Here is a 24,171-nt window from a genome sequence, read left to right as displayed (position 1 = left end):
GTGCCGCGATTTCGTTCGGTATTGGGGTGGTATGTGGTCGCCCAAGCGGTGGTCGTCGTAAACGGTGCTCTCCTGATGAGATTGGTCCCGGCAAAGGCCTCACGTGGACTGCGACTGGTGGTCTTAATTTTTCTCCATCTGGGGTTGGCGTTTGTGTCTGCCGGCCTTGGGGTCGTTTGCGATGGAGCGATTTGGAAGATGACCGGACCGTAGTCCTACCATCTTGAGGATCAGGAGAAGACGGAGGCGCTGTAAAAAGGGGATGTGTCCTGGCGGAAAGAGGTTATTCTTTTTACATGCCACAGTTCACGATTGATCTTCCGGAAGAAGTCATGCCTGCCCTGACCCGCAGGGCGCAAGGGTGGCGGCAGACACCTGAAAGCTTCCTATCCTCCTATGTGGTGCTTTGTCTTGAAAACGACGAGCAGCCAGGCGCTGATCCTGCGCGTCAGGCATTGGAGGATATTTTGGAGGAGCGGGACAAGGGGCCCTTCGTCACGATTACGGACATGAAAGCCTACCGTGAAAGCATCCGTGCCAGAGTGATGGAGCGTGTTCAACAGCATCAGCATGGCTGAGCAGGAACTCCAAATTCATCCAGAAGTGGATGAGGATGTGATCGAGATTTCGACCCACATTGCAATGGACAATCCGGTCGCAGCCGAGGCGGTTGAGCTGGCCATTACCGGAATGTATGAGTTGCTTGCACAAGAGCCTCTCATGGGCACCGAATACCATCCGCTCCGTCGATCACTCAAAGGCACCCGCATGATTACTGTGCCGGAGTATCCCAATTTCCTCATCTACTATCGTCCTTTGCCGGAAAATGCAGGTGTTCGCATTCTGTATGTCCTTCACGGCGCGCGGGATGCGGTGGCATTTGCGAAAGAGCACCGGCGGCAGTAATTCTCCGTCATTATGTCTGAACCTCGTTTTGCCGTTGCCCAGTTGGATGAAATTCCGCCGACGCCTTGTCCTTGTGGGCAGGCGAGGAGGGCGTTCAAGGAGGACTGGAACACGCTGGCGACGGTGCATCTGACGGACATCCATGCGGATTCGAAGGCGCACTATCACAAGAAGATGACGGAGATCTACATCGTGCTGGAAGGTGAGGGGCACCTGGAGGTGGACGGGCAGATCGTGCCGCTGAAGCCGATGACGACGGTGATGATCCGGCCGGGGTGTGTGCACCGGGCGGTGGGGAAACTCAAAATCATCAATGTGCCGATGCCGCCGTTTGATCCGGCGGATGAATTTGAGGTGTGAGACCTGACTATGCGCGACCTCATCACCAGCATTGATTCGACACGGCTCGGCTTTTTCAGGTCGATCCTCGAAGAGGCTGGCATTGCCTGTTTTATCCGCAATGAAACGACCGCGCAGTTGACCAATATTTTCATTGGGCCGCTGCAGCCGACTTTGTGTCTGGTGGAGGATGCTGATTTTGAGCGGGCAAGCGCGCTGCTGGTGCCGCATCAGTCGGAGGAAGTTTGTACTGCTGAAGAATGGCTGTGTCCTGCCTGCAAAGAATCCAATCCTGCCTCGTTTGAAGTGTGTTGGAAATGCCAGACGGCCAAAAACGAATGATCTAGCCCCATGAACAAGTTCGCTTTCATCTTGCTGACTGTCCTGCTTCCGGCCCTTATTCATGCTGAAACGCCGAAGGGGAAAAAGTCGGCGATGCCGGAGGGGTTTCATGAGCTCAAAATTGGAGATGTGGCGCCGGATTTTGATCTTGTGGGCATCGATGAAGAGAAGCACACGCTGAAGAACTACGAAGACGCGGAGCTGCTGATGGTGGCGTTTTTGAGCAATCACTGCCCGACTTCGCAGGCGGTGGAGGGGCGCATCAAGAAACTGCTGAAGGAGTTCAAGGGCAAGGGGCTGAAGGTGGTGGCGATCAATCCGAATGATCCGGCGGCGCTGCGTCCGGATGAACTGGGCTATTCGAAGTACAACGACAGTTTTCCGGAGATGAAACTGCATGCGAAGGAGCAGGGTTTCACCTTTCCCTACCTCTACGATGGAGACACGCAGAAGACGGCGCTGGCCTACGGCTGCCTGGCCACGCCGCATGTCTTCATTTTCGACAAGGAGCGCAAGCTGCGCTACCAGGGCCGACTGGATGATTCACGCTACGCGGATGAGGCGACGGTGACTGCGCCTGATGCGCGCAATGCCATCGAGGCGCTGGTGGAGGGCAAAGCGGTGCCGGTGGAGGTGACGAAGCCGCACGGGTGCTCGACCAAATGGATCGACAAACGCAAGCAGCTCGCCGCTGATAATGAAAAGTGGGAGAAGGGCGAGGTGGAGGTGGAGCTGATTGATTCCAAGGGCATCGCGGCGCTGCGCAAGAACGACACGAAGAAGGTGCGCCTCTTCAATGTGTGGGCGACGTGGTGCGGGCCGTGTGTGGAGGAGTTTCCGCAGCTGGTGGCGACATCGCGCAAATTTGGCCTGCGTGATTTTGAGTTCATCAGCATCAGCATGGACGACCCCAAGAACGTTGATGAGGTGAAGGCGTTTTTGGAGAAGCACAACGCGATCGTGCCGGACAAGCTGAAGGCTTCGCTGAAGGCGGAGGGGCGCAAGGGCAACGCCTATGTCTTCAACGAGGCGAGCCAGGAGGAGCTGATCAAGGCGCTGGATCCGGAGTGGCCGGGGCCGATCCCGCACACGCTGGTGGTTGCACCGGGAGGTGAGGTGATCTTTCGCCACAATGGCCCGATCGACGGGGATGAACTGCGGGCGAAGATTCTGGAGCACATGGGGCGGTTTTATCAGCCGGAGTAGGGCTTGGTTTTGATGGCAGAGTGCAAGCGAGACGCTCGCACTACTGTCAGAACCAGCCGGTGGCTAGTTTCACAAAGCGCAGGCCTTCGGTGGTGAGCTTGCCAGTGCTGCCGCTGCCGGTGACGCAGCCACGGGTGTGAGTGAAGTGGGGAATGCCGGAGTCTTTGACCCAGGTGACGAAAGGGGCGGCAATGGGTGAGGAAGAGGCTTTCACGGCCAAGGGCAGACCCCAGCGGCTGAAGGTGACCTCCCAGCTTGCGGGTTTGCCTGAAGGACGGGGGCCATCGAGCAGCCAGGGGTAGTTTTTGAGGATTTCCATCTCGGCATCTCCAGGGACGGCCACGCGGTAGCTGCTTTCCGTGGCCCGCACGGCACTGGCGGGGGTGAGGCCGGGATTTTTCTGCTGCGCGAGGTAGAGCGACTGGAGATCGAGCCCGATGAGATTCAGGCCGTTGTAGAGGCCATGATGGTTTGGGGTGGGGAAATTTGAATTATGCCAGGCCTCAAAGCGGCTGGAGAGAAAGAGGTTCAGCTCCACATGGAGGTGGGCGCGGCGCTGGTCGATGCCGCTGCCGGTGTAACCGAGAATGCCGAGAGTGGTGCCCGCCTTGACCTTCTGCCCGGCACTGACCTGTGCAGAGGCCAGATGGGCGTAGAGGGAGAAAAACGGACTGCCGCCCCAGTTGTGCTGGACCACGATGTAGCGACCGTAGTTGCTCAGGCCGGACGAGGCGGCCACGTAAGCCACAACGCCATCGGCGATGGCGCCGACTTCGTCCTGAGGATTGCTTTTGGCATCTCGCTGGATGGGTTTGATGTCGAGGCCTTCGTGAAAGCGTGCGTAGGCGATGCGGCCTCCGATACGGCGGGGGTCGCGGACGAAGCCGAACTGGCCGCCCTCCCAGGGGGTGGTCTTGGCGCCGTCGAAGTCGCGGTCGACGAACTGGAAGAACTCCGCAGGCGCGTTAAACAGGGCGTGGTTGGCGGTGGGAAGCTGGAGCTGCTGAGCGGGCAAGATGCCCGTGAGCAGGCTGAGCAGTGAGAATGAAAGTGCGAGACGCAACATCAGGTGCCGGGGAGTTTGTAGCCTTCGAGCGGGATGTCCTTGGTCTTGGGCGTGGGCGCCTTGGGGAGGATGCCGAGTTCTTTGTCACGCGCAGCGGCTTTCTCGGCGGCCTCCAGGGCCTTGGCATCTCTGCGAGAGTTCATTTTTTCCTTGGAGGTGGACGGCAGCATGTCGTCCATCCAGCGAGAGGAGGATTTCATGTATTTGAGGCGCGGGTAAAACTTGTCCATTTCATCAATCGTCTGCTTGGAGAGTCCGCGCCAGATGGTGAAACGACCGTCGGTGATCGGCTTGTCGATCTCGATCAGGTCGATGGGCAGGCCATTGACCATGGTCAGTAAGGTCATGCCAACATACTGACGGGAGGCGAGATCGAGGGCGGTGCGACCCTTGGTATCGAGCTGGAGAACCACGCCGTAGCCATCGTTGTTGTCCGCTTCGAAGGGTTCGAAGCCGGAGATGCTGCGCTGGCTGAACTCGGGGACTTTTTTGAAGATCATCTGCTGGCCTGCGATGGTGACTGGCATGAGCTCGCTTTGATGTTCCAGCTGGTCCGTCTGCACGTGCGTGGTGATCAGCAGTTTGTTTTCGCGGAGAATGTCACAGCTGGCCAGCAGGGTGGTCAGGGCCAGCATCAAAATGGCACGGGGGAATCTTTGCATGAGCGTATCAAATCAAATGCGCGGCTGCTTTGCAACCCTGGAGGCGTGTGGCGGGGCGAAACTTCTGTGCCGGTGCTGCGATCCACCGATTTGACAAGACGGTGAATCGCCGGACTGTCCGCGCACCCTTTTCCACCATGCCCGGCAATGAACGTACGCTACTCACACAGGCCCAGATGGCCGCAGGGGTGCAGGCTTTGGCGCAAAGCATCCTGACGGCGAATCCTGGCGCGGAGAGCATCGCGCTGGTGGGTGTTTTCACCCGCGGGGTGCCGCTGGCGAAACGCATTGCTGCGGAGATCGAAAAGACTGGCGGCGTGAAGGTCTTTCTGGGCACGATCGACATCACGCAGTATCGCGATGACCTGAGCACCTTTCAGATGGTGCCGAAGCTGGAGGGGTCCGACATCGACTTCGACATCGACGACCTCAATGTGGTGCTGTGTGATGAGGTGATCTACACCGGCCGCAGCGTGCGTGCGGCGCTGGATGAGCTGCTTAATTTTGGCCGTCCGAAACGCGTGCAGCTGGCTGTGCTGGTGGACCGCTGCGGCCGTGAATTTCCTGTGCAGCCGGATTTCTCCGCCCTCAAAGTCACCCTGGCCCCCGGAGAGCGGGTGGCGGTGCGCTTTACCGAGGTGGACGGTGAGGACGCCTGCACCGTGCAAACCCAAGCCTCAACGAGATGACCCCGCGCAAAGACCTCCTCGACATCGCCTCGCTCACGGACGCTGAAATCGCCTTCGTGCTCGACAACGCCGTGCCGTTCAAGGACCTCTTCAAGCGCAGCGTGAAGAAGGTGCCCACGCTCAAGGGGCAGACGATGCTGACGCTTTTTTATGAGCCCTCCACGCGTACGCGCTCCAGCTTTGAAGTGGCGGCGAGCCGCCTGTCAGCGGACGTGACGCACTTTGATATCGAATCGAGCAGCGTGGTGAAGGGGGAGTCCATTCTGGACACGGTGGAAACGCTGGAGGCGATGCGGGTGGACTACATCGTGGTGCGGCACAAGCAGGCGGGGACGCCGAATCTCATCGCCAAGAACACGCGTGCGAGCGTCATCAACGCCGGGGACGGCTGGCATGCGCACCCGACGCAGGCGCTGCTGGATGCCTTCACGCTGCGGGAGATTCACAAAAACCTGAGCGGCTGCCGTGTTTTGATTGTGGGCGACATTCAACACTCCCGCGTGGCGCGCAGCACGAGCCTGATTTTCCGCCGTCTCGGCATGGAGGTGGCCTATCTTGCCCCGGGGTCGATGATGCCGCGCGAGGTGCCGGAGGAGATCCCGCAGTTTGGCAACTGGCATGATGCCTTCGAGTGGAAGCCGGATGTGATTTATCTCCTACGTGTACAGGGCGAGCGCCTCGACGAGCCGCTCATTCCAAGCGCCGCTGAGTACCATCGCAATTATGGGCTGACGAACGAGCGCGTGGAAATTTTGCGTGAGCGCGGACTGCACCTGATGCACCCGGGGCCGGTGAACCGCGGGGTGGAGATCACGGATGCGGGGATGAATTATGAGAGGTGCCTGATCAATCAGCAGGTGGAGAATGGGATCGCGGTCAGAATGAGCGTGCTATACTGGCTGAGGCCGGGGGCGGTGGAGCAGGGCTGAGTAGCGCGGAGCCCTGCAAGAAGCCTGGTCACCCGTCGTTCAGGCTTCAGCAGTATTGCTCCATCCAACATGCACCGCCTCCTTCTGGTCTGCCTCGCCTCCACTCTTCATGCCGCCGACTGGCCGCAGTTTCGAGGGCCGACCGGTGACGGTGTCACGACAGAGACGAACCTGCCGCTGAACTGGAGCGAGAAGGAGAATCTGGTGTGGCGCACCGAGCTGCCGGGACCGGGGTCATCCAGCCCCATTGTGAGCGGGGACCGTGTCTTCCTCACCAGTTACAGCGGCTACGGTGTGGACATCAAAGCTCCTGGAGACATGAGCGAGCTGACACGGCATGCGTTGTGCCTGGACAAGCGAAGCGGCAAGATTCTGTGGGACTACCCGGTGAAGACCGATCTGCCGGAAACGGCTTACAACGGCAGCTACATCACCATGCATGGTTATGCATCAAGCTCGGCGGTCACTGATGGCAAGGGCGCGTTCTTTTTCATGGCCAACGCGGGAGTGTTTGCCTTCACGATGGACGGCAAAAAGGTGTGGGATGTGAGTGTGGGTGAAAAGCCGCATCCCTGGGGTGTGGGGACCTCGCCCATCCTGTATGGTGATCTGCTGATCGTGAACGCCGCGCTGGAGAGCAATCAGCTGCTCGCGCTGGATCGCAAGACGGGCAAGACGGTCTGGAGCGCCAAGGGCTTCCCGGCTTCATGGAACACGCCGACGATTGTGAAGGTGGGAGGTCACGATGAACTCGTGGTGAACTCCAGCGGCAAACTGCGCGCCTTTGATCCGAAGGACGGCAAAGAACTGTGGTCCTGCGAAAGCATCAAGGCTGCCGAGCTGTGCCCGTCGGTGGTGGCGCACGATGGCGTGGTGTTTGTGCTCGGTGGCGGTGGGAAGGCCTTTGCCGTGCGCGCTGGTGGCAAGGGCGATGTCACTGCGACACACATCGTCTGGCAGGTGCAGAAGGGCTCGAACGTAGGCTCGCCCGTGTACCACGGGGGGCATCTCTACTTCGTCAATGACACGCGCGGCACGGCGACGTGTCTGGATGCGAAGACCGGGGAAACAGTCTATGAGCAGCCCCTGATGAAGGAGAAGCGCGACCGCTGGTATGCGACCCCGCTGCTCAGCGGCGAACGGCTGTACTACACGAGCCGGCAGTCGGGCTCTGTGGTGCTTGCGGCCAAACCGCAATTTGAGGTGCTGGCAACGAACGTGATCGCAGATGATGTGAGTGTGACGAACGCGAGCCTTGGAGTGTCGGATGGCCAGATATTTTTGCGCTCGGACAAGTTTGCGTATTGTTTTGGGGTGAAGCGGTGACTGCGGGGGGCGGTGGAGTGAGTTTGCCTATGGCTTGTATCTGCGCTTCCAATCAAATTTTGGAATGTTGATGCGTTGGTCGCTTGTGCCATCCCACTCCAGCGCAAATCCAGCGCGTTCCAACTCCTCTTTCAGAGCCAAGCCCACCTTCAGTTTGTCGGGATCTTCGACTTTCACATGATCAAAGGCCAGCATTAATCCCTGTGCTGCAATGGCACGTTCAACATCTTGCCCATGATAGAAACAATATCCGAAGTAACGGCCATTGGGCTGTTTGGAAAGTACTTCAGACGCGTCGGTGTGTCCGTCTGACATTTCGAAACCAGCGTTGTGTAAGCAAAGGACACCTCGCTTGTCCAGTGCGGCAAAGACAGTGTTCAGGCGGTCGCAGTCTGTCACCTTTGGCCATGCTTTCTCCGCTTCCTCTTTCTTGGTAAATTCAGGGGCCACTGCATCTCGCAACATCGCCTCATTCGCATCTTCCTCGAGGATATCGTCAATCATTTCATCCACTTCTTCGGGGGAATAAAATCCCGACCAAACCCATTTGTGGATGGCTCCGAGAATGTATTGATCTGATTCGTTCAACTCAGATGGCATCTCTTGTTTGATACTTTGGCGACCAATGAGGCAGAAAATTAACAAGGCAGCGATGGCGAGGAGTGTGCGCATCTCTTCCTTGAACTAAGTTTTTCAAAACTTCCCGTCGCGGGATTCGAAGTGGGTGGGTTTGCCGAGGGATTCGCCGCCGGTGGAGATCCATTGGGCGACCCATTCGGTGAGTTCTTCGTCGCGGATGAACGGGATGCCGAGTTCGACGAAGCTGCGGTAGGGATTGCTGAGGAGGGCGTCGGGGGCTTCCTGGCCGGTGATCTGGACGGGTTTGCCGAAGAGTTTGCCGAAGGCATGGGCGAGTTCGCGGACGCTGAGGGTGGCGGTGCCGGTGAGGTTGACGACCCAGGCGGGGCTGTGGGCTTTGGCGAGGCTGAGGAGGGAGAGGGCGTTGGCATCGCCCTGCCAGATGGTGTTGAAGTATCCCATGGTGACGTCCACGGGCTCGCCGTTCCAGACCTGGCGTGCGATGTCGACCATGACGCCGTAGCGGAGGTCGCAGGCGTAGTTGAGGCGGATGAGGGAGACGGGGGTGCCGCGGGTCAGGCTGAAGTGCTCGAAGATGCGCTCGCGGCCCAGGCAGCTCATGGCGTATTCGCCCTTGGGGTTGAGGGCGTCTTCTTCGCGGCTGCCACCGCGCTCCACGGGGACGAGGCCATAGACATTGCCGGTGGAAAAGGCGGCGATGCGGCTGCGGTGGTAGCGCTCGCACACGAGGCCGGGGAGCCAGGCGTTCATGGCCCAGGTCATGGATTCCTGGCCGGTGGAGCCGAATTTCATGCCTGCCATGTAGATGACGTTGGGAGCATGGGGGAGGTAGGCGACGGCGTTGGCAGAGAGGAGGTCGGTGGCGATGACCTCGATGCCATGCTGCTGGAATTCCTCCGCTGATCCCGGCGAGCTGAAGCGTGAGACGGCGATGACGCGGCGCTGGGTGCCTGATTCGTCGCTGGCGCGTTTGGCCATGCGTGCGAGGGAGGGGCCCATCTTGCCTGCGGCGCCGAGGATGATGATGTCGCCAGGGAGCTGGCTCATCATCTCAACGACGGCAGGTGTGGGGCGGCTGAGGCGTTCTTCGAGATCTGCGAGGCTGGCGGGCGGCATGGGCGCATCTATGAACGGGTTTTCGATATTGGAAAATTTTTTACTGCATGAGGTGGGCCTGCGTTTGACGTTGCGGACTCTGGCGGAGCTGTTCGTGTGGAGGACAAAAGAGACGAAAGTGTCCCAAAGGACGTGGGATTCGGTGGCTGCCAGGCATGCGGACCTGCGCGCCGCAGCAAATTCATCGTGGAGTTTGCTGATGCGGCATTTTCCGCTAGGGTCGCGGCCCGATGATTGCCAATGCTGCTGCTGCTGTAACCGCCAATTTGAACGTGCTCGACTTTTCCTGGGTTGCGAATCCGGAGGCGTGGATCGCGGTGCTGACGCTGTGCGTGCTGGAGATTGTGCTGGGGATCGACAACATTGTGTTCATCTCGATCCTGGTGGACAAACTGCCAGCGAAGGACCGCCAGCGCGGGCGTTTCATAGGCCTGGGGCTGGCGATGCTGACGCGCATCCTGCTGCTGCTGTCCATCACGTGGGTGATGTCGCTGACGACGCCGCTGTTTACGGTGCTGGAGCATTCGATCACCGGGAAGGACATGGTGCTGATCTTTGGCGGCCTGTTCCTGATCTACAAGAGCACGCATGAAATTCATGAAAAGCTGGAAGGCGACCCTGAGGGCGAGGTGAGCAAGAGCGTGGGCAAAGGGGCGGCGTTTGGCGCGGTGATGGTGCAGATCGCACTGCTGGACATTGTGTTCTCACTGGATTCGGTGATCACGGCCGTGGGGATGGTGAAGCATATTTCCATCATGGTGACGGCGGTGCTGATCTCCGTGGGCTTCATGATGGTGTTTGCCAGAGCGGTGGGTGACTTTGTGACCCGTCACCCAACGGTGAAGATGCTGGCGCTGAGCTTTCTGATTCTGATCGGCACGGCCTTGATCGGCGAAGGGCTTCATTTCGAAATTCCGAAGGGCTATATCTATTTTGCCATGGGCTTTTCGATGATGGTGGAGATGCTGAACCTGAAGGCGAAAAAGAAGCGGGTGGCCAAGGCGTAGGAACATTGGCTTCAAGCATGCTGGTAAATTGCTGCGGCGGAAGGGCGTGACCAAAGCTGCTGGCTGGCATGATGTGCAGCGGAGTGCTCGGTTTGCTTCCCAGAGGTCTGGCTCTACCCCAGGGTCGCCTCGCTGAGACTCGGCTGACCCTGGGCTCAACTCCGCAGCCCCCTTTGGGGCTGGTATGTCGCGGAGTAAGATGGCGAAAAGATACGACAGTCAGACGAGAAGCTCAGGGCGCAGTGAATGATGCACTGAGGTGCCAAAGTGAACGAAACTTGGTCTTAGCGAGTGCCATTGAAGATCCTCATTTGAGAAGCGGTCTAATTGGCAAAAATGTCTCACTGAAGAGACAAGACATGGCTTTTTTGGCACACCGTGAGGTCGGGCTGGGTTAGGGTGGAATGTTTTAGATTGTTGGTTTTCAATCAGTTGATTGGAATTGAGGGCGGCTGGCATGGCTGATGCATGAGTATGAGGTGGAAGAAAATCCAACTCCCAAAACTCAAACCAAAACACTCAAGCTATGAAACTCATCCGAACCAACCCCTTCAGCCTCAATCGCGTTTCTGACTTCGACGAATGGTTCCGCCATCCGCTGGCCGGACTGCCATCCTTGAGCAGCTTCATCAACAACCTCGGTGAGGTTTTCCCTGGCGTGGCCGGTGACAAGCTGGCCGTGGACGTGCACGAAGACAAAGACAACTACTTCGCCAGCTTTGAAGTGCCGGGCGTGAAGAAGGAGGATGTCAAAATCGAGCTGAACAACGGCATGCTGACCGTCTCTGCTGAAAAGCGTGAGAAGGACGGCGAGAAGGAAAGCTCCTACAGCCTCACCCGCTCGGTGTCCGTGCCAGAAATCGTCAACGCGGAAGCCATCGTCGCGAAGCTGGAAGACGGCATCCTGACGGTGACCCTGCCGAAGCAGGAACGCAGCAAGCCACGCACCATCACGCTGAACTGAACTGATCTGATCTGATCAACACCCATCCCAAAATCCATTCTTAACAAATCATGAACACTACCTGCTCCCCCCGAACCAGCGCTCCTGCCACCTCCGGTGTCACCGAATCCCTGCGCAAGCCGCTCTACAACGTCAATGGCAATGCCGAAGCGTTTGAAATACGCGTCGAACTGCCCGGCGTGCCGAAGAGCAATGTGAAGCTCGACCTTGAGGAAAACATCCTCACTGTGCGAGGTGAACGCAGCACGACCGTGCCGGAAGGCATGAAGGCGCTCCATCGCGAGCTGTCGCCGCTCAGCTACCTGCTCCGACTGCGTCTCAACGCACCTGTGAGCGAGGATCAGATGACGGCGAAGCTGGAAGATGGCGTGCTGACGCTGCGCCTGCCGCTCAAGGAAGTGGCGAAGCCGCGCCAGATCCCGGTGCTGTAATTTGACCTGAGTCAGAAACCTCCGCCGCCCTCACCTCCTCAACAGGCGATGGGGGCGGCTGCTTTTTATCTTCCAGCGCGGCACGATCTCGGCTAGTAGCAGGGCATGGAACCCGCCGCGCTTTCTTCAAGGACCGACTCACCGCCCTCTCTGCAGCAAACCATCGGTGGCTGGCAGGTGATGTTTTATGGACTGGGCTCGATGCTGGGCGCGGGCATTTATGCGCTCATCGGGCGGGCTGCTGATTCCTTGGGGAATGCGGTCTGGCTGGCGTTTTTGACGGCGATGATCGCGGCGATGCTCACGGGCTTGTCTTATGCGTGTGTGGGCAGCCGTTATGCAAGAGCCGGGGGCGCGGCCTATGTGACACAACATGGCCTGCGCAAGCCGCTGCTGAGCTACGTGGTGGGAATCGCGGTGATGATGAGCGGGCTCACCAGCATGGCGACCGGATCTCAGGCGATTGCGGAGCAGCTGGAGAAGGCGTTTGGGTTTGCGCTGGACATCAAGCTGGTGGCCATCGGGATTGTGTTTCTCGTGGGGTGCGTCATCTATCGCGGCCTGCGTGAGAGCATGTGGCTGAATGTGCTCTGCACGGTGGTGGAAGCTTCCGGGCTGCTGTTCATCATCGCTGTGGGTGCGCGGTACTGGGGCGGCGTGAACTATCTGGAAACGGCGAAAGACACGGTGGCTGGCGGGGCAGGCTCCGGCATCACGCTGGCGCTGGTGATGCAGGGGGCGGTGCTGACGTTTTTCTCCTTCATCGGTTTTGAGGACATTTTGAATGTGAGTGAGGAGGTCAAGAATCCGCGGAAGAATGTGCCGTTTGGCCTGATCGGCGCGATGATTTTGGCGACGCTCATTTACATGGCGGTGGCGATCACGGCGGTCTCGGTGGTGCCGTGGCGTGAACTGGCCGCGAGCAAAACACCGCTGATGGATGTGGCGCACCGGGCCGCGCCCTGGCTGGGGGGCATCGACAAGCTGTATCTGGGCATCACGATTTTTGCGATCGGCAACACGGCGCTGCTGAACTACATCATGGGCTCACGCCTGCTGTATGGCATGAGCCGGCAGGGGCTGCTGCCAGCGATTTTAGGCCGTGTGCATCCCAAGCGGCACACGCCGCATGTGGCGGTGTTTGTGCTCTTTGGCATCGTGTCTGTGCTGATCCTCAGCGGCGGTGTGAAACAAATGGCGGAATCCACGGTGCTGCTGCTGCTGGCAGTGTTTACCGTGGTGAACATCGCCCTGGTGGTGCTGAAGCGCCGCCCGGGAGAGCCGCAGGGAGGGTTTGAGCCACCCATGTTCGTGCCGGTGCTGGGTGCGCTGACCTGTGCCTCGCTGATTTACACGCGCATTCACAGCGCTGTCACAAGCCCTGACGCTTCCATGCAGATCGCGCCGTTGATTGCGGGAGGGATCATTGTGATCAGCGTGGTGCTGTACGCGGTGCTGAAGCCGAAGAATCCGGTGGTGCAGGAAAATTGAAGAAAGGTTGCCAAATCCAGAGCGGAAAACTAAACTGCGACCATGTCCAAGCTCGCTGAAATCCAGGCCGCCGTGGAGAGCCTCAGCCTCGAAGAGATGAACGCCTTCGAGCACTGGTGGCATTCGCAGCCCGGCAAACCCGGTGCGAGGCTTAAAAAGCTCGTTTCAGATGCCTGGGCGGGCCAGTCCGAGGTGCCGCGACAAGTGACCAATGTTTCTGACGAAACGCTGACGGACCGCGCCATCGAACGCTCGCGTGAACTCATCCGGGAACGCGGCTGGCATGTCTAACCTCTACACACTGCGAGAAAGCGAGTTTTATGCGTGGCAGGTGGCGCGGCTTGGGAGCAGCGAGCGAATGGATGATGTGCTCGCCGGTCTTCTCTGGGCCATCGCACGGCTGGCGGATGATTTTCCACTGGTTCCAGACACCGAAAAACTACGTGTGGCCGAATCCACGCGGTTCCTGCACGATGACGGCACGCCGCTTCGCCTGCGGATCTGGTTTGTCGTCGCCAGCGAGAACGAGGTGGATCTGCTTGCCATTGAGGCTGAGCCGAGTTGAAGAATATGCCCATGAGCCAGACTGCCAACCTCCACATTGCCTCCAACGTTCCGCTGCCGTCACCGCGCAGCCTGATGAGCGAGATCGCGCCGACTGAAGCGCAAACTGCCTTCGTGGCGAAATCGCGGCAGGAGATTCGGGACATTCTGTTTGGCAGTGATTCGCGCTTCCTTGTGATCCTTGGTCCATGCTCGATTCATGATCCCGAGGCGGGGCTGGAGTATGCGCGGAAACTGGCGGCGCTGGCGGAGGAACTGAAGGACCGACTTTGCATCGTGATGCGTGTGTATTTTGAAAAGCCACGCACGACGGTGGGCTGGAAGGGGCTGATCATGGATCCGCATCTGGACGGGAGCTGTGACATCCCGGCGGGGCTGCGACTGGCGCGGAAGATTTTGCGCGATGTGCTGGATCTCGGGATGCCGACGGCGACGGAGCTGCTGGACCCGATCACGCCGCAGTACATTGCGGATTTGATCAGCTGGAGTGCGATCGGCGCACGCACGACGGAATCGCAGACGCACCGTCAGATGGCGTCGGGTTTGTCGATGCCGCTGGGTTTCAAGAACGGGACGTTTGGGCACATCACGCCGGCGATCAATGCGATCAAGGCGGCGATGCAGCCGCAGACATTTCTGGGGGTGAGCGAGGACGGCGTGGCCTCTGCGGTGACGACGAGCGGGAACCCGGACTGCCACATCATCTTGCGCGGGGGAGAAGACGGCCCGAACTATGGTGCGGATGATGTGAGGGAGACGATTGACGGGCTGGAGTCTGCGAAGCTCAAGGCAGCGATCATGATCGACGCGAGCCATGGGAATTGTGCGAAGGACCACCGCCGGATGCCGGATGTGTTTCGGGAAATTGTGCGGCAGCGTGTGGCGGGGCAGAAGGCCATCATTGGCGCGATGCTGGAGAGCAACCTGGTGGGAGGCAGCCAGAAGTTTCCGCAGCCGCTGGAGAAGCTGGTGCGTGGGCAGTCGATCACGGATGCGTGCATTGACTGGGAGATGACGGAGGCGCTGCTGAGAGAGGCGTATGCGGGGCTGAAGTGAGGGAGACGGAATTCCGGTTTCGTCATTCCTGGTCGCGCGTATCGTCAGAGCATGGACGACCTTGCTGCACGGATGCGCGCTGATCTGGAAGAGATCGGGCGGACGTTCATGCCGTTTGGGAAGTATGGGCCGCAGCATTTTCCGCCGAACGGGGTGCCGATCTATGACATTCCTGCGGAGTATCTGGGGTGGTTTGCGAACAAGGCGGGGTTTCCGAAGGGACGGCTGGGCGTCTTGTTGCAGATGGTGCACCAGATGAAGGCGGATGGGTCCGACGTGGTGTTTGATGTGTTCCGGAAGAGGTATGGGCGCACGGATCTCAAACCGGCGAAGCGGAAGTCGTGGAAGTTTGAGGAGTGAGCGGGGTCGTCTGACTGCGGTTACGAATGGGACCACAAGCACTCGACGCCTTCGCCAGCATTGGAAGACCCCTCACCCTTACCTCTCCCCAGAGAACATCCTGGGTATTGCCATATCCTCGGTGGGGAGAGGGGATTCGCTTGATGCCGACGCGATGTTATAAGCCGGTAAGGCTATAAAATAATACAAAATGCCGAGTGCATTCGTTTGGCGCAGCAGCCTCTCCAACCTACGTTTCAAGCTGCGTTAGGCGCGGATCGGGGGGCCGTACCAGACGTAGCACATGAGGTAGACGATGATGCCGGTGACGGAGACGTAGAGCCAGACGGGGACGGTCCATTTGGCCATGCGCTTGTGCTTGTCGAAACGGCTGCGCAGGGCGGGGACGACGGTCATGATGATCATCGGCAGGCTGAGAATGGCCAGCGGGATGTGCGTGAAGAGGATGGTGAAGTAGATCGGACGGGTGAGGCCGGTGCCGGCGAACTTCACGTGGCCTGCGTGGTAGTGGTAATAAAGGTAGCAGCCGAGGAAGGCGGTGGAGAACAGCAGGGCGATGATCATGCTGACGATGTGCGGCTTTTTGTGGCCGAGCTTGATCATCGTCAGGCCGAGGATGATGTGCAGCAGCGCGCAGCCGTTGAAAATCGTGTAGAGCTTGGGGAGTTCGGTGACGTCCATGATTTATTTCGAGGCTGCGGGCACGTAAGGGTTCTTCTTCTGTTCGTTGAGGAGGTAGTGCAGGTCTTTGCGCAATTTTTCATCCCAGAATTTGGCGAATTCAGGATCGGGATTCAGGATGTCCGCCAGACTGCGCACGTGACCGCGGTGGTCGATGACGGCGACGCGGAGGTCGTGGATGTATTTGTCATCCGGGGAGAGGCGGTCGGCCTCGGGCATGTCCTGCACGGGGCGGAACTGGACCTGGCTGGTCATGAACTTGCGCACGGCGTCTTTCTCGCCGTTCACGAACCACCAGTTGGCGTCGTCCTTGATGCCAAGGCCGCTGGCGAATTTCTTCATCATCTCGGGGGTGTCATCGGCGTCGAGGGTAAAGCTGACGAACTGAAGGCCGGGCTCGTTGGCGAATTCCGCCTGAAGCTTTTTGAGCTTGGCGATGACGGCGGCGCAGCCACGGGGGCAGCGGGTGAAGACCCAGGAGATGACGAGGACTTTGCCTTTCAAATCTTCGAGATGGACGGTCTTGCCGCTGCGCTCGGTGAGTTCGAGGTCTTTTTCGAGGCGGCCAAGGATGGGCGGACGGTTTACGTCGTTGTCGATGCGTGAGCGGTAGATGAGGTAGTTGTAAAAGACGACGAGGCCGAGTACGGCAATGATGACGGGCACCCAGATGGTCCAGGGGCTGAGCTTGGCTTTGGCGGGGGAATCGTTCATGGCGGTGCAGTTACGCGTGTTTCCAGGCGATGATGGATACGGTCAGAATGCCGGGGAGATACATCAGCGTGCAGAAGAAAAGCTTTCGAGCTGTAGGGCGTTCCGGCTGGCGATTGAAGCGAAGGGCCAGCACGCAGAGCCAGCCGCTGAGGAGGAGGGCGGGAGGCAGAAACCACCAGGCGTAGGCGGCGCCGGCATAGACGGGATAGAACATCAGGAGCACGGTGCTGACGGCGTAGGCGAGGGCATGCTGCGAGGTGCGCGCGCCGTGTTCATCGTCATTGGCGAGCATGACGAAGCCGCCTTTGCGGTACTCGTCGCGGTACATCCAGTTGATGGCGAGGAAATGCGGGAGCTGCCAGAGGAAGAGCAGGAGGAAGAGGTAGATGGCACCCGGCTCAACCATGAGCTCCCAGCGGAAATGAGGCGCGGTACCCGCAGGCAGCGGCCCCGCGGCACCCGCCCAGCCGATGAGGGGCGGCAGCGCACCGGAGACAGCGCCGACGAGGGTGTTGGTGGCGCTTTGACGCTTAAGCGGGGTGTAGATGAAGAGATACACCGCGAGGGTGAGCGCGGTGAGGGCTGCGGCCTCCATGTTCACCTGGATGGTGAGATGGATGAGCGCCCAGGCGCTGAGAAGCCAGCCGATGCCGAATGCGGCGGAGGGGCTCACGCGCCCGGAGGGCAGGGGACGGTCCAACGTGCGCTGCATGCGCGAGTCGGGCTCGATTTCCATGAGCTGATTGAACACGGCGGCACCGAAGGCAGCGAGGGTGCTGCCGATGATGGTGTTAAAGAGCAGCCAGAAGTCGAAGCCTTTGGGCGCACGCAGCCAGAAGCCCACAAACGTGGTGACGATGACGAGTGCGCTGAGGCGGAATTTCGTCAGGGTCAGCAGGTCGCGGGTGGTCATGAGCGGTTAGCGGAAAAACTTTTTCGCCTTCTCGAAGAAGGACTCCTCCATGGGGGAGGTTTGTTCACCGAGGGATTTGGCGAATTCGTCGAGTTTGCTGCGCTGTTCCGCATTGAGCTTGGTCGGCACGGCGATTTGCACGTGGACGTAGAGATCGCCGAAGCGGTCTTCGCCCAAGATTTTCATGCCTTTGCCGCGGAGGCGGAAGGTGGTGCCGTTTTGGGTGCCCGCAGGCACTTTGACGGAAGCCTTGGCCTCCATGGTGGGAACGGTGAGCTCGCCACCGAGGGCTGCGGTGCCGAAGGAAAGCGGGATGTCGCAGTGGAGGTCGTTGCCTTCGCGCTCGAAGATCTCGTGGGCTCTGACCTGGACGACGATGTAGAGATCGCCGGGAGGGCCGTTTTTCACGCCGAGATCACCGTTGCCGGTGGAGCGCAGACGAGAGCCGTCTTCGATGCCTGCGGGGACTTTGACGCGGACTTTGGTGCGTTCCTTGGAGCGCCCGGTGCCGCTGCAATTGCGGCAGGGATCGCTGATCATTTCACCACTGCCACTGCAATCCGGGCAGGTCTGCTGAATCTGGAAGAAGCCACGTGAGCTGATGACCTGGCCGACGCCACCGCAGGTGCGGCAGGTTTTTTTACCGCCGCCGCTGGCCGAGCCGGAGCCGGAGCAGATTTTGCATGAGGCGCTGCGCTCGTACTCGATCTCGCGCTCCACGCCATGTGCGGCGTCTTCGAGGGAGATTTCCATGCCATAGCGCAGGTCGCTGCCGCGTTGCGGGCCGTCGCGACGACGACCGCCGCCACCACCACCACCGCCGCCGAAGAACTGCTCAAAGATGCCGCCACCACCGCCGCCGCCGAAGACTTCACGGAAAATGTCGAAGGGATCGTGACCACCGGCGGAAGGCCCGCCCATGCCACCGGCGAAGGCGGCATGGCCATAGCGGTCATACGCAGCGCGTTTTTGTTCGTCGCTGAGGACGTCGTAGGCTTCGCCCACTTCCTTGAACTTACCTTCGGCCGACTTGTCGTCCGGGTTTTTGTCGGGGTGAAACTTCACCGCGAGCTTGCGGTAGGCTTTCTTCAACTCCTCGGCCGAGACGTCACGGGAGACGCCTAGGACTTCGTAATAATCGCGTTTATCGGCCATAGCTGTGTAAAAAGAAAAAGAGGGTTACGCCTCTGCAGGGGGCGTTGGACCACTGGAAACGATGACGCTGGCGGCACGCAGGAGGCGGTCCTTGAGCTTGTAGCCACGACGGGTGACGCGGATGACGGTGCCTTCGGGAACGGTGGGGCTGGCTTCCTGGGCCACGGCCTCGTGAAGATTCGGGTCAAAGACTTTGCCCTGGGCCTCGATTTCCAGCGCACCACTGTCGCGCAGGAAATCCTGGAGCTGGCGGTTCACCATGCTCATGCCCATGAAGACCATGGACTTTTCGGACTCCTGGCGGGCGGCTTCGAGACCCATGTCGAAATTATCGAGGATGGGGCACAAGGCGCGGAGGAGATCGCCATTGGCGTAGGCGCGGGTTTCCTGGGCCTCGCGGGCGGAGCGCTTGCGGAAGTTGTCCAACTCGGCCTGGCTGCGGTAGGCCATGTCTTTCCAGCGCTCGACTTCCTGGGTCAGTGCCGTGATGGGGTCAAGCGGGGCTGCGTCCTCCACTGGAGCGGCGGCTTCAGGATTGGGGTTTTCTTCAACAGGTGCTTGCTGGGTCGTATCGGGACTCGGCTCGGTCATAAGTTTTCGCGGTGATTTGGGGGGCCGCGACTATGCCGTCTTCTGGATAGCAATCAAGGTGATGTCGTCATGGGAGCGCCGCCCCTTCAAAAAGTGTTCCAAATCCAGGATGATGCCGCCGATGACGGCTTTGGGCCCGTTCGGGGCATGTTTGGCGAGTTCCTCCTCCACGCGCTCCTCACCGAATTCGATGCCTTTGGGGTCCATGGCCTCGTTGACGCCGTCGGTGTAGAGCAGGAGGCAGTCGCCGGTCTGCATTTCGAAGCTGGCGTCCTTGGTGACGCGTTCAAACACTGCGCCTTTGTCGATGCCGACGCCGAGGCCGGGAGGGTGGATGGCCTCGACCTTGCCGGTGGCCTTGCGCCAGAGCAGCGCGGCATTGTGGCCGGCACGCGAGAGGGTGAGGTTCGAGCCGTCCTGCTCGACCACGACGTAGGACATGGTGATGAACATGTCCTCGCGGATGTCCGGAGCGATCTGGCGATTGACGGCGCCGAGGACGGTGCTGGGGGAGGCGGAGCTGGAGGCATTGGCGCGCATCAGGGTACGACACATGACCGTGATCATGGCGGCACCGAGGCCTTTGCCGGAAACATCGGCAATGACGGCACCAAACCGACCGTCTGGCAGAGTGAAATAATCAAAATAATCACCGCTGAGGGTGCGGGCGGGGATGTTTTTGCCCGCGATGATGAAGCCGGGGACCTGAGGATCGCGATCTGGCAGGAGCACCTTTTGGATCTGGCTGGCGTTTTGGAGCTCCTGCTGATCCATGCGGTTCTTGGCCGCCTCCTGGTGAGACATGGCATTGGCCAGGGCGAAGGCGGACTGCTCGATGAGCGAATTGAAGACTTCGAAGTCGTTGGCGTTGTAGCTGCGGCCTTCTTTGGGAGAGGTGACGGCCAGAACACCGAGCCTGCGGACGCCAAAGCTCAGAGGGCCGATCATGGCGGTGACATGCTGCTGGGAAGGCACCAAGTGCTCGCCGAGGCGTTTGTCCGTGCCGAGATCGGGCATCAACTCGGTCTTTTGCTGCATGAAAACGCTGCCGAGCAGACCTGACTGCACTTTTTCTGCATGCATGCGCAGGGTGCTGAGGAGAGTGGCTGAATTCTCCTTCATCTGCTGCCGCACGCGCTCGGGCAGGCTGATGAGGGGGGCACAAAAGTCGGAGTAGTGCCGGGGCACGAGCTGCTGCGTGGCTTCGTCGTAGAGGTAAAGGGCGCCGCCGGTGCTTTGAGTCACGCGAATGGCACCCTCAACAATCAAGCGATACATCGAAGCCTGCTGGTCATCGCGCCAGATGGCCTCGCCCAGATCGTGCAGGTAGTGAAACATGCGGCGTTCTTCGGCCACGATGGCCTCCTCCTCGGCCCGGAGCGCCGCGATGGCATGCTTTTGCTGACGTGCAATTTTTGCCAGCATTACCAGTCCCGCCGTCATCAGCAGTACGATCAGGACAAGAAGAGCGATGATCATGGGTGTAGGAGGCGGCCCGGCTCATCCGGGGGGCGCCTAGGCAGGAACAGCAGATGTGCCAGCCTCCAGCTCTTTTTCCAAAAATTCGATCACATCGTGAAAACGGCTTTCGTTGGCGTCGCTCACATCAGCGAGGGCCTGATGAGCGGAGAGCACGTGCTGTGTCTGCACTTCTTTGCATTCAGCGGTGGATTCGCCGCAGTGCTGCAGAGCGTCGCAGACTTCCTTGCGTTCGGCCTCCCAGAGCTTGCCGTCACGGTCGAGCTCCAAAATGTGGTCCAGTCCGAGGCTGGTGAGCAGCTGGAGATTGCGCTGGTTGGCGTTCACGACGCTCAAAGAGCCGCCACCGGATTCGCGGAGGTTCAGGGCAGCGCCCGTGAGCATGCCGAGAAAGGTGGAGTCCATCATGGGACAGCGCTCGAGATCGACGACGAGATTGCGCATGCCCTGAGAAACCACGCGTTGGAGCGCCTTCTTGGCCTGCAGGCTGTTTTGAAAGGTGCCTCGTCCATCCACCCTCATCCAGAAAACTCGGCCGATGGTGCCAACAAGAATATGAGTGGGAGGTGTCATGCGTTGCGGAGTTAGTTCCAGAGCGCGGATTGCTGGCTTACCAGTTCTTCCTTGCCGCGCAAAATACTGATGCGCCATGCGATTACCCGGCCACTTTTTTGGTATTCTGGGCCGACGACCTGGAATTTGGAAACGTTGCTGCGGTGAATGTCTTCGACGACCTGCTCTTGAACACGTTTGCTGAGGCCTGACTTTGCCTGCTGGTATTCGAACTTGATCGTCACCGGGCCGGTGCGGTCCGTGGTCTTCCAGAAAAACGCGTAGTAGTGGCCGAAGCGGTCAACGATGTCCTTCTTGCTCACTGCGCCGTAAATGAAGTGCTGGCGTTCAAACAGAATGGTCGGGTTCGTCGTCTGTGGCGTGAAGAACGGCATCAGGTGGTAGTACTTCACCTTGGAGATCTGTCCGCCCGGACCTTTCGTCGTGCTCGAACAGGCAGAAAGCGCAAAGGCCAGGATGGCTAGACATCCGAGGCGGAGGCAGGAGGTGCGTTTCTCTGTCGTCATGTAGGGGGGCAATATTGAATCGGGACGCTTGATGTCAACGTTCCCTTCGATTCTTCGAATCGACAAAGGATAATTTACAAAAGTGATACGGGATCGACGTCCCAGGTCACAATGACGTCCTGGGGGAGGCTGGTGGCCTGCAGGACCTGCTGGATATGGCGGCAGAGGGGGCGGATTTTGGCCGCCCGTAGAAGGAGCTGGTAGCGAAACTGACCGTGAGCCTTCGCCATGGCACAGGGGGCGGGCTCGCCCATCAGGACGTCTTCGGGCAGGCCTTCAAGGAGGCGCTTGTGAAGTGTTTGCAGGGCAAATTCGGCCATGGCCTGGTGTTTTCCCCGGCTGGCGAGGATGACCACGTGGGTGTAGGGCGGGTAATGAAAGGCGCGGCGCTGCTCCAATTCCTGCTGGGCGAAGCCCTCGAAATCGTTGTGACGGGAAAATTGTACGGCCGGGCTGTGAGGTGCGTGGGTTTGCACGACGACCTCTCCCTTGACCTCGCCGCGCCCCGCACGGCCGGCGACCTGAACGAGGAGCTGAAGGGTGCGCTCCGCCGCGCGGAAATCCGGCAGATTGAGCGCAAGATCGGCATTCAGGACTCCGACGAGCGTGACATTGGGGAAATCGAGGCCCTTGGCGATCATCTGGGTGCCGATGATGAGATCGATTTTCTGCGCGCGGAAATCCCGCAGGAGGTCGCGGAGCTGGTTTTTGCGCTGGATGGTGTCCGTATCCACGCGGGCGATGCGAGCGTGGGGGAACACCTCGCGCACCACGGTTTCGACGCGTTCGGTGCCATAACCGGCGAATTTCAGGCCGGGCTCCTGGCAGGAGGGGCATTTCGACGGCGGCAGACGCCGCGAACCGCAAACGTGGCAGACGAGGCGGTTCTCGTGCTTGTGAAGCGTCATGGGAATGCTGCAATCCTGGCACTGCACGGTCTCACCGCATGCGAGACAGGCGAGGGAGGTGTTGAACCCGCGACGGTTCAAAAACAGGATGGTCTGCTCCTTTTTTTCCAGGCGGGAGGTGATCGCGGAGCGGAGTTTTTCAGAGAGGATGCCGGTATTTGCCACGCTGGTGCCGGTGCCTTTGCGCCGTTCCATGCGCATATCGACGATGCGGATCAGCGGGAGTGTGCGGCCATCGGTTCGGCTCAACAGCTTCAGGAGTTCGTACTTGCCGCTCGTGGCATTTTCGAAGGATTCGAGGCTTGGTGTGGCGCTGCCGAGCAGGACGACGCATTTTTCGATGCTGCCACGCACCACGGCAACATCCCGCGCATGGTAGCGTGGTTTTTCGTCCTGTTTGAATGAAGGCTCATGCTCCTCGTCCACAATGATGATGCCGAGGCGTTCCAGGGGCGCAAAAATCGCGCTTCGGGCGCCGATCACGATGTCGGCACGGTCTTCGTGAATTTTGTACCACTCGTCGTGGCGTTCGCCGTCGCTCAAATGACTGTGAAGGACGGCGATGCGATCACTGCGATCGGAGAACCGGGCCTTGAAGCGCTCGATGGTCTGCGGTGTCAGCGCGATTTCCGGCACCAGCACGAGAGCGGTGCCGCCACGCTCCAGCACGCGGGCAATGGCCTGGAGATAGACTTCGGTCTTGCCGCTGCCGGTGATGCCATGCAGCAGGATGGGTTTGGTCTGTTCTGTGGAGTCGATGGCTGCGGCGACGCGGGTGTAGGCGGCCTGCTGTTCATCCGTGAATGTCAGTGCCTGGCTGGGAAGGAAGGCCTCGTCGTGGAACGGATCGCGTTCCACGCGGACTTCGCTGCGGGTGATCCAGCCTGCTTTGATCAGGGAGGGGAGAATGGAGGCGGCGCGGGGCACGTCCTTGCGGATCTGGCTGAGAGTCGCCTCGCCTTTGCAACTGCGCAGGATGTCCAGCACGCGCGCCTGCATCGGCGCCTTGTGCCGCAGCTTTTCGAATGCGTCCGGCGGTGGTTCGCGCAGGAGTTTGAGATGGCTGTCCATCACGAAACTGCCCGGTTTGTCCCGCACCGCCTGCGGGAGCATGGTGCGCAGCACGGTGTGAACGGAGACGAGGTAGTACTCGGCGATCCAGCGTGCGAGCTTGAGCAGTCCGGGGGTGAACATGGGCCGCTTGGCCACGATGGAGGCGATCTCCTTGAGCCGGCCGCGATGAGGTGACTCCTTCAGAAGCTCAAGCACCACGGCATTCATCCGCCGGTTTTGCAGGGGGACCATGACGCGCGAGCCGACGACGATCTCGCCTGAAAGGTTCTCTGGAATGGCGTAGTCGAGCTCCATGGCGGCGGCACCTTCCAGCTGCACGCGGGCAATTTGCACGGCTGCCTGTGGAGCGGACGCCTCAACCACAACAGGCGCGCCAAACAGATCGCTCTGTTTTGGCGTGGGGGCGGCGCTGGGGCTGGTGCGTGACATGCGGGTGCATCCTAGCTGCCGTGAATCACAGGCCAAAACGATTCTTCTTTTGAGAAACAATTCACCCCGTGCGATAGTTTCACGGAGCAGGACG

29 protein-coding genes are annotated in these 24,171 nt (G+C 59.7%); 16 read left to right on the top strand and 13 right to left on the bottom strand.

Features of this window, described 5'->3' with window-relative positions; genetic code table 11:
* Positions 1-332 precede the first annotated feature (332 nt).
* The 5 genes from AC3RLQ_RS19885 to AC3RLQ_RS19865 are packed head-to-tail and all read left to right on the top strand — an operon-like array spanning position 333 to position 2,793.
* A complete protein-coding gene (locus AC3RLQ_RS19885; RefSeq protein ID WP_493030386.1) occupies positions 333-578 on the top strand; it encodes a hypothetical protein in 246 nt (81 codons plus the stop codon).
* On the top strand, positions 553-906 hold the full coding sequence (locus AC3RLQ_RS19880) for a type II toxin-antitoxin system RelE/ParE family toxin (protein WP_493030385.1): 354 nt from the start codon (positions 553-555) through the stop codon (positions 904-906). The genes AC3RLQ_RS19885 and AC3RLQ_RS19880 overlap by 26 nt, the downstream gene beginning before the upstream one ends.
* Positions 907-918: 12 nt before the next feature.
* A complete protein-coding gene (locus AC3RLQ_RS19875) occupies positions 919-1,266 on the top strand; it encodes a cupin domain-containing protein (RefSeq protein ID WP_377168360.1) in 348 nt (115 codons plus the stop codon).
* Between the two features lie 9 nt (positions 1,267-1,275).
* Positions 1,276-1,587 (top strand): putative signal transducing protein, encoded by a 312-nt coding sequence (locus AC3RLQ_RS19870; RefSeq protein ID WP_493030384.1) that lies wholly within the window; start codon positions 1,276-1,278, stop codon positions 1,585-1,587.
* A 9-nt stretch (positions 1,588-1,596) separates the two neighbouring features.
* Positions 1,597-2,793: a redoxin domain-containing protein gene (locus AC3RLQ_RS19865; protein ID WP_493030383.1), complete on the top strand. Its 1,197-nt coding sequence runs from the start codon at positions 1,597-1,599 to the stop codon at positions 2,791-2,793.
* A gap of 46 nt (positions 2,794-2,839) precedes the next feature.
* On the opposite strand, the gene AC3RLQ_RS19860 is transcribed toward AC3RLQ_RS19865, so the two are convergent.
* Entirely contained in the window at positions 2,840-3,859 is a 1,020-nt protein-coding gene (locus AC3RLQ_RS19860; RefSeq protein ID WP_493030382.1) for a murein hydrolase activator EnvC family protein, read from the bottom strand.
* Positions 3,859-4,521 carry a hypothetical protein gene (locus AC3RLQ_RS19855; protein WP_493030381.1) on the bottom strand — a complete coding sequence of 221 codons (663 nt, stop codon included), beginning with the start codon at positions 4,519-4,521 and terminating at the stop codon, positions 3,859-3,861. Before AC3RLQ_RS19855 ends, AC3RLQ_RS19860 begins: the two co-directional genes overlap by 1 nt.
* A 137-nt stretch (positions 4,522-4,658) precedes the next feature.
* Here AC3RLQ_RS19855 and pyrR point away from each other — a divergent pair, with 137 nt between their 5' ends.
* The 3 genes from pyrR to AC3RLQ_RS19840 all read left to right on the top strand — a co-directional run bounded on the left by pyrR (position 4,659) and on the right by AC3RLQ_RS19840 (position 7,465).
* Complete coding sequence (pyrR, locus tag AC3RLQ_RS19850) at positions 4,659-5,210, top strand: bifunctional pyr operon transcriptional regulator/uracil phosphoribosyltransferase PyrR (protein ID WP_461526272.1); 552 nt, start codon at positions 4,659-4,661, stop codon at positions 5,208-5,210.
* Entirely contained in the window at positions 5,207-6,139 is a 933-nt protein-coding gene (locus tag AC3RLQ_RS19845; protein ID WP_493030380.1) for an aspartate carbamoyltransferase catalytic subunit, read from the top strand. Before pyrR ends, AC3RLQ_RS19845 begins: the two co-directional genes overlap by 4 nt.
* Positions 6,140-6,208: 69 nt before the next feature.
* Complete coding sequence (locus tag AC3RLQ_RS19840) at positions 6,209-7,465, top strand: PQQ-binding-like beta-propeller repeat protein (protein WP_493030379.1); 1,257 nt, start codon at positions 6,209-6,211, stop codon at positions 7,463-7,465.
* A 27-nt stretch (positions 7,466-7,492) separates the two neighbouring features.
* Here the strand turns inward: AC3RLQ_RS19840 and AC3RLQ_RS19835 are convergent, their stop codons facing one another.
* A complete protein-coding gene (locus AC3RLQ_RS19835; RefSeq protein WP_493030378.1) occupies positions 7,493-8,137 on the bottom strand; it encodes a DUF6891 domain-containing protein in 645 nt (214 codons plus the stop codon).
* A gap of 21 nt (positions 8,138-8,158) precedes the next feature.
* Positions 8,159-9,181, bottom strand: coding sequence for an NAD-dependent epimerase/dehydratase family protein (locus tag AC3RLQ_RS19830; protein WP_493030377.1), 1,023 nt, complete (start codon positions 9,179-9,181; stop codon positions 8,159-8,161).
* A 230-nt stretch (positions 9,182-9,411) separates the two neighbouring features.
* On the opposite strand from AC3RLQ_RS19830, the gene AC3RLQ_RS19825 reads away from it, so the two are divergent.
* The 8 genes from AC3RLQ_RS19825 (at position 9,412) to AC3RLQ_RS19790 (ending at position 15,054) form a co-directional block, all read left to right on the top strand.
* Positions 9,412-10,188 (top strand): TerC family protein, encoded by a 777-nt coding sequence (locus tag AC3RLQ_RS19825; protein ID WP_493030376.1) that lies wholly within the window; start codon positions 9,412-9,414, stop codon positions 10,186-10,188.
* 526 nt (positions 10,189-10,714) lie between these two features.
* Positions 10,715-11,152: an Hsp20/alpha crystallin family protein gene (locus AC3RLQ_RS19820; RefSeq protein ID WP_397384542.1), complete on the top strand. Its 438-nt coding sequence runs from the start codon at positions 10,715-10,717 to the stop codon at positions 11,150-11,152.
* Positions 11,153-11,202: 50 nt separating this feature from the next.
* Complete coding sequence (locus AC3RLQ_RS19815) at positions 11,203-11,583, top strand: Hsp20/alpha crystallin family protein (RefSeq protein ID WP_461526266.1); 381 nt, start codon at positions 11,203-11,205, stop codon at positions 11,581-11,583.
* A gap of 105 nt (positions 11,584-11,688) precedes the next feature.
* Positions 11,689-13,074: an APC family permease gene (locus tag AC3RLQ_RS19810; protein WP_493030375.1), complete on the top strand. Its 1,386-nt coding sequence runs from the start codon at positions 11,689-11,691 to the stop codon at positions 13,072-13,074.
* A gap of 42 nt (positions 13,075-13,116) precedes the next feature.
* The gene (locus AC3RLQ_RS19805; RefSeq protein ID WP_422321198.1) at positions 13,117-13,365 is read left to right on the top strand and encodes a hypothetical protein; all 249 of its coding nucleotides are present in this window, start codon (positions 13,117-13,119) and stop codon (positions 13,363-13,365) included.
* Complete coding sequence (locus AC3RLQ_RS19800; RefSeq protein WP_422321199.1) at positions 13,358-13,639, top strand: hypothetical protein; 282 nt, start codon at positions 13,358-13,360, stop codon at positions 13,637-13,639. Before AC3RLQ_RS19805 ends, AC3RLQ_RS19800 begins: the two co-directional genes overlap by 8 nt.
* Positions 13,640-13,650: 11 nt before the next feature.
* Positions 13,651-14,694, top strand: coding sequence for a 3-deoxy-7-phosphoheptulonate synthase (locus AC3RLQ_RS19795; protein ID WP_493030372.1), 1,044 nt, complete (start codon positions 13,651-13,653; stop codon positions 14,692-14,694).
* A 51-nt stretch (positions 14,695-14,745) separates the two neighbouring features.
* On the top strand, positions 14,746-15,054 hold the full coding sequence (locus AC3RLQ_RS19790) for a putative quorum-sensing-regulated virulence factor (RefSeq protein WP_493030371.1): 309 nt from the start codon (positions 14,746-14,748) through the stop codon (positions 15,052-15,054).
* 246 nt (positions 15,055-15,300) lie between these two features.
* On the opposite strand, the gene AC3RLQ_RS19785 is transcribed toward AC3RLQ_RS19790, so the two are convergent.
* The 9 genes from AC3RLQ_RS19785 to priA all read right to left on the bottom strand — a co-directional run bounded on the left by AC3RLQ_RS19785 (position 15,301) and on the right by priA (position 24,077).
* Positions 15,301-15,735, bottom strand: coding sequence for a DUF420 domain-containing protein (locus tag AC3RLQ_RS19785; RefSeq protein ID WP_493030370.1), 435 nt, complete (start codon positions 15,733-15,735; stop codon positions 15,301-15,303).
* A 3-nt stretch (positions 15,736-15,738) separates the two neighbouring features.
* The gene (locus tag AC3RLQ_RS19780; RefSeq protein ID WP_493030369.1) at positions 15,739-16,449 is read right to left on the bottom strand and encodes an SCO family protein; all 711 of its coding nucleotides are present in this window, start codon (positions 16,447-16,449) and stop codon (positions 15,739-15,741) included.
* Positions 16,450-16,459: 10 nt separating this feature from the next.
* The gene (cyoE, locus tag AC3RLQ_RS19775) at positions 16,460-17,362 is read right to left on the bottom strand and encodes a heme o synthase (RefSeq protein ID WP_493030368.1); all 903 of its coding nucleotides are present in this window, start codon (positions 17,360-17,362) and stop codon (positions 16,460-16,462) included.
* 6 nt (positions 17,363-17,368) lie between these two features.
* On the bottom strand, positions 17,369-18,517 hold the full coding sequence (gene dnaJ / locus AC3RLQ_RS19770; RefSeq protein ID WP_493030366.1) for a molecular chaperone DnaJ: 1,149 nt from the start codon (positions 18,515-18,517) through the stop codon (positions 17,369-17,371).
* A gap of 24 nt (positions 18,518-18,541) precedes the next feature.
* Positions 18,542-19,108, bottom strand: a complete 567-nt coding sequence (locus tag AC3RLQ_RS19765; protein ID WP_493030365.1) for a nucleotide exchange factor GrpE — start codon at positions 19,106-19,108, stop codon at positions 18,542-18,544.
* Positions 19,109-19,138: 30 nt separating this feature from the next.
* Positions 19,139-20,587 (bottom strand): PP2C family protein-serine/threonine phosphatase, encoded by a 1,449-nt coding sequence (locus AC3RLQ_RS19760; protein ID WP_493030364.1) that lies wholly within the window; start codon positions 20,585-20,587, stop codon positions 19,139-19,141.
* A 36-nt stretch (positions 20,588-20,623) separates the two neighbouring features.
* The gene (locus AC3RLQ_RS19755) at positions 20,624-21,160 is read right to left on the bottom strand and encodes an STAS domain-containing protein (RefSeq protein WP_461526256.1); all 537 of its coding nucleotides are present in this window, start codon (positions 21,158-21,160) and stop codon (positions 20,624-20,626) included.
* A gap of 11 nt (positions 21,161-21,171) precedes the next feature.
* Positions 21,172-21,666 carry a hypothetical protein gene (locus AC3RLQ_RS19750; protein WP_493030363.1) on the bottom strand — a complete coding sequence of 165 codons (495 nt, stop codon included), beginning with the start codon at positions 21,664-21,666 and terminating at the stop codon, positions 21,172-21,174.
* A gap of 74 nt (positions 21,667-21,740) precedes the next feature.
* Complete coding sequence (priA, locus tag AC3RLQ_RS19745) at positions 21,741-24,077, bottom strand: replication restart helicase PriA (RefSeq protein ID WP_493030362.1); 2,337 nt, start codon at positions 24,075-24,077, stop codon at positions 21,741-21,743.
* Between the last annotated feature and the right edge of the window lie 94 nt (positions 24,078-24,171).

Source organism: Prosthecobacter sp. GW821-HT29F12 (assembly GCF_058803405.1).
Note: the sequence above shows the minus strand (reverse complement) of the source record. Positions and strands in the feature narration are given on the sequence as shown.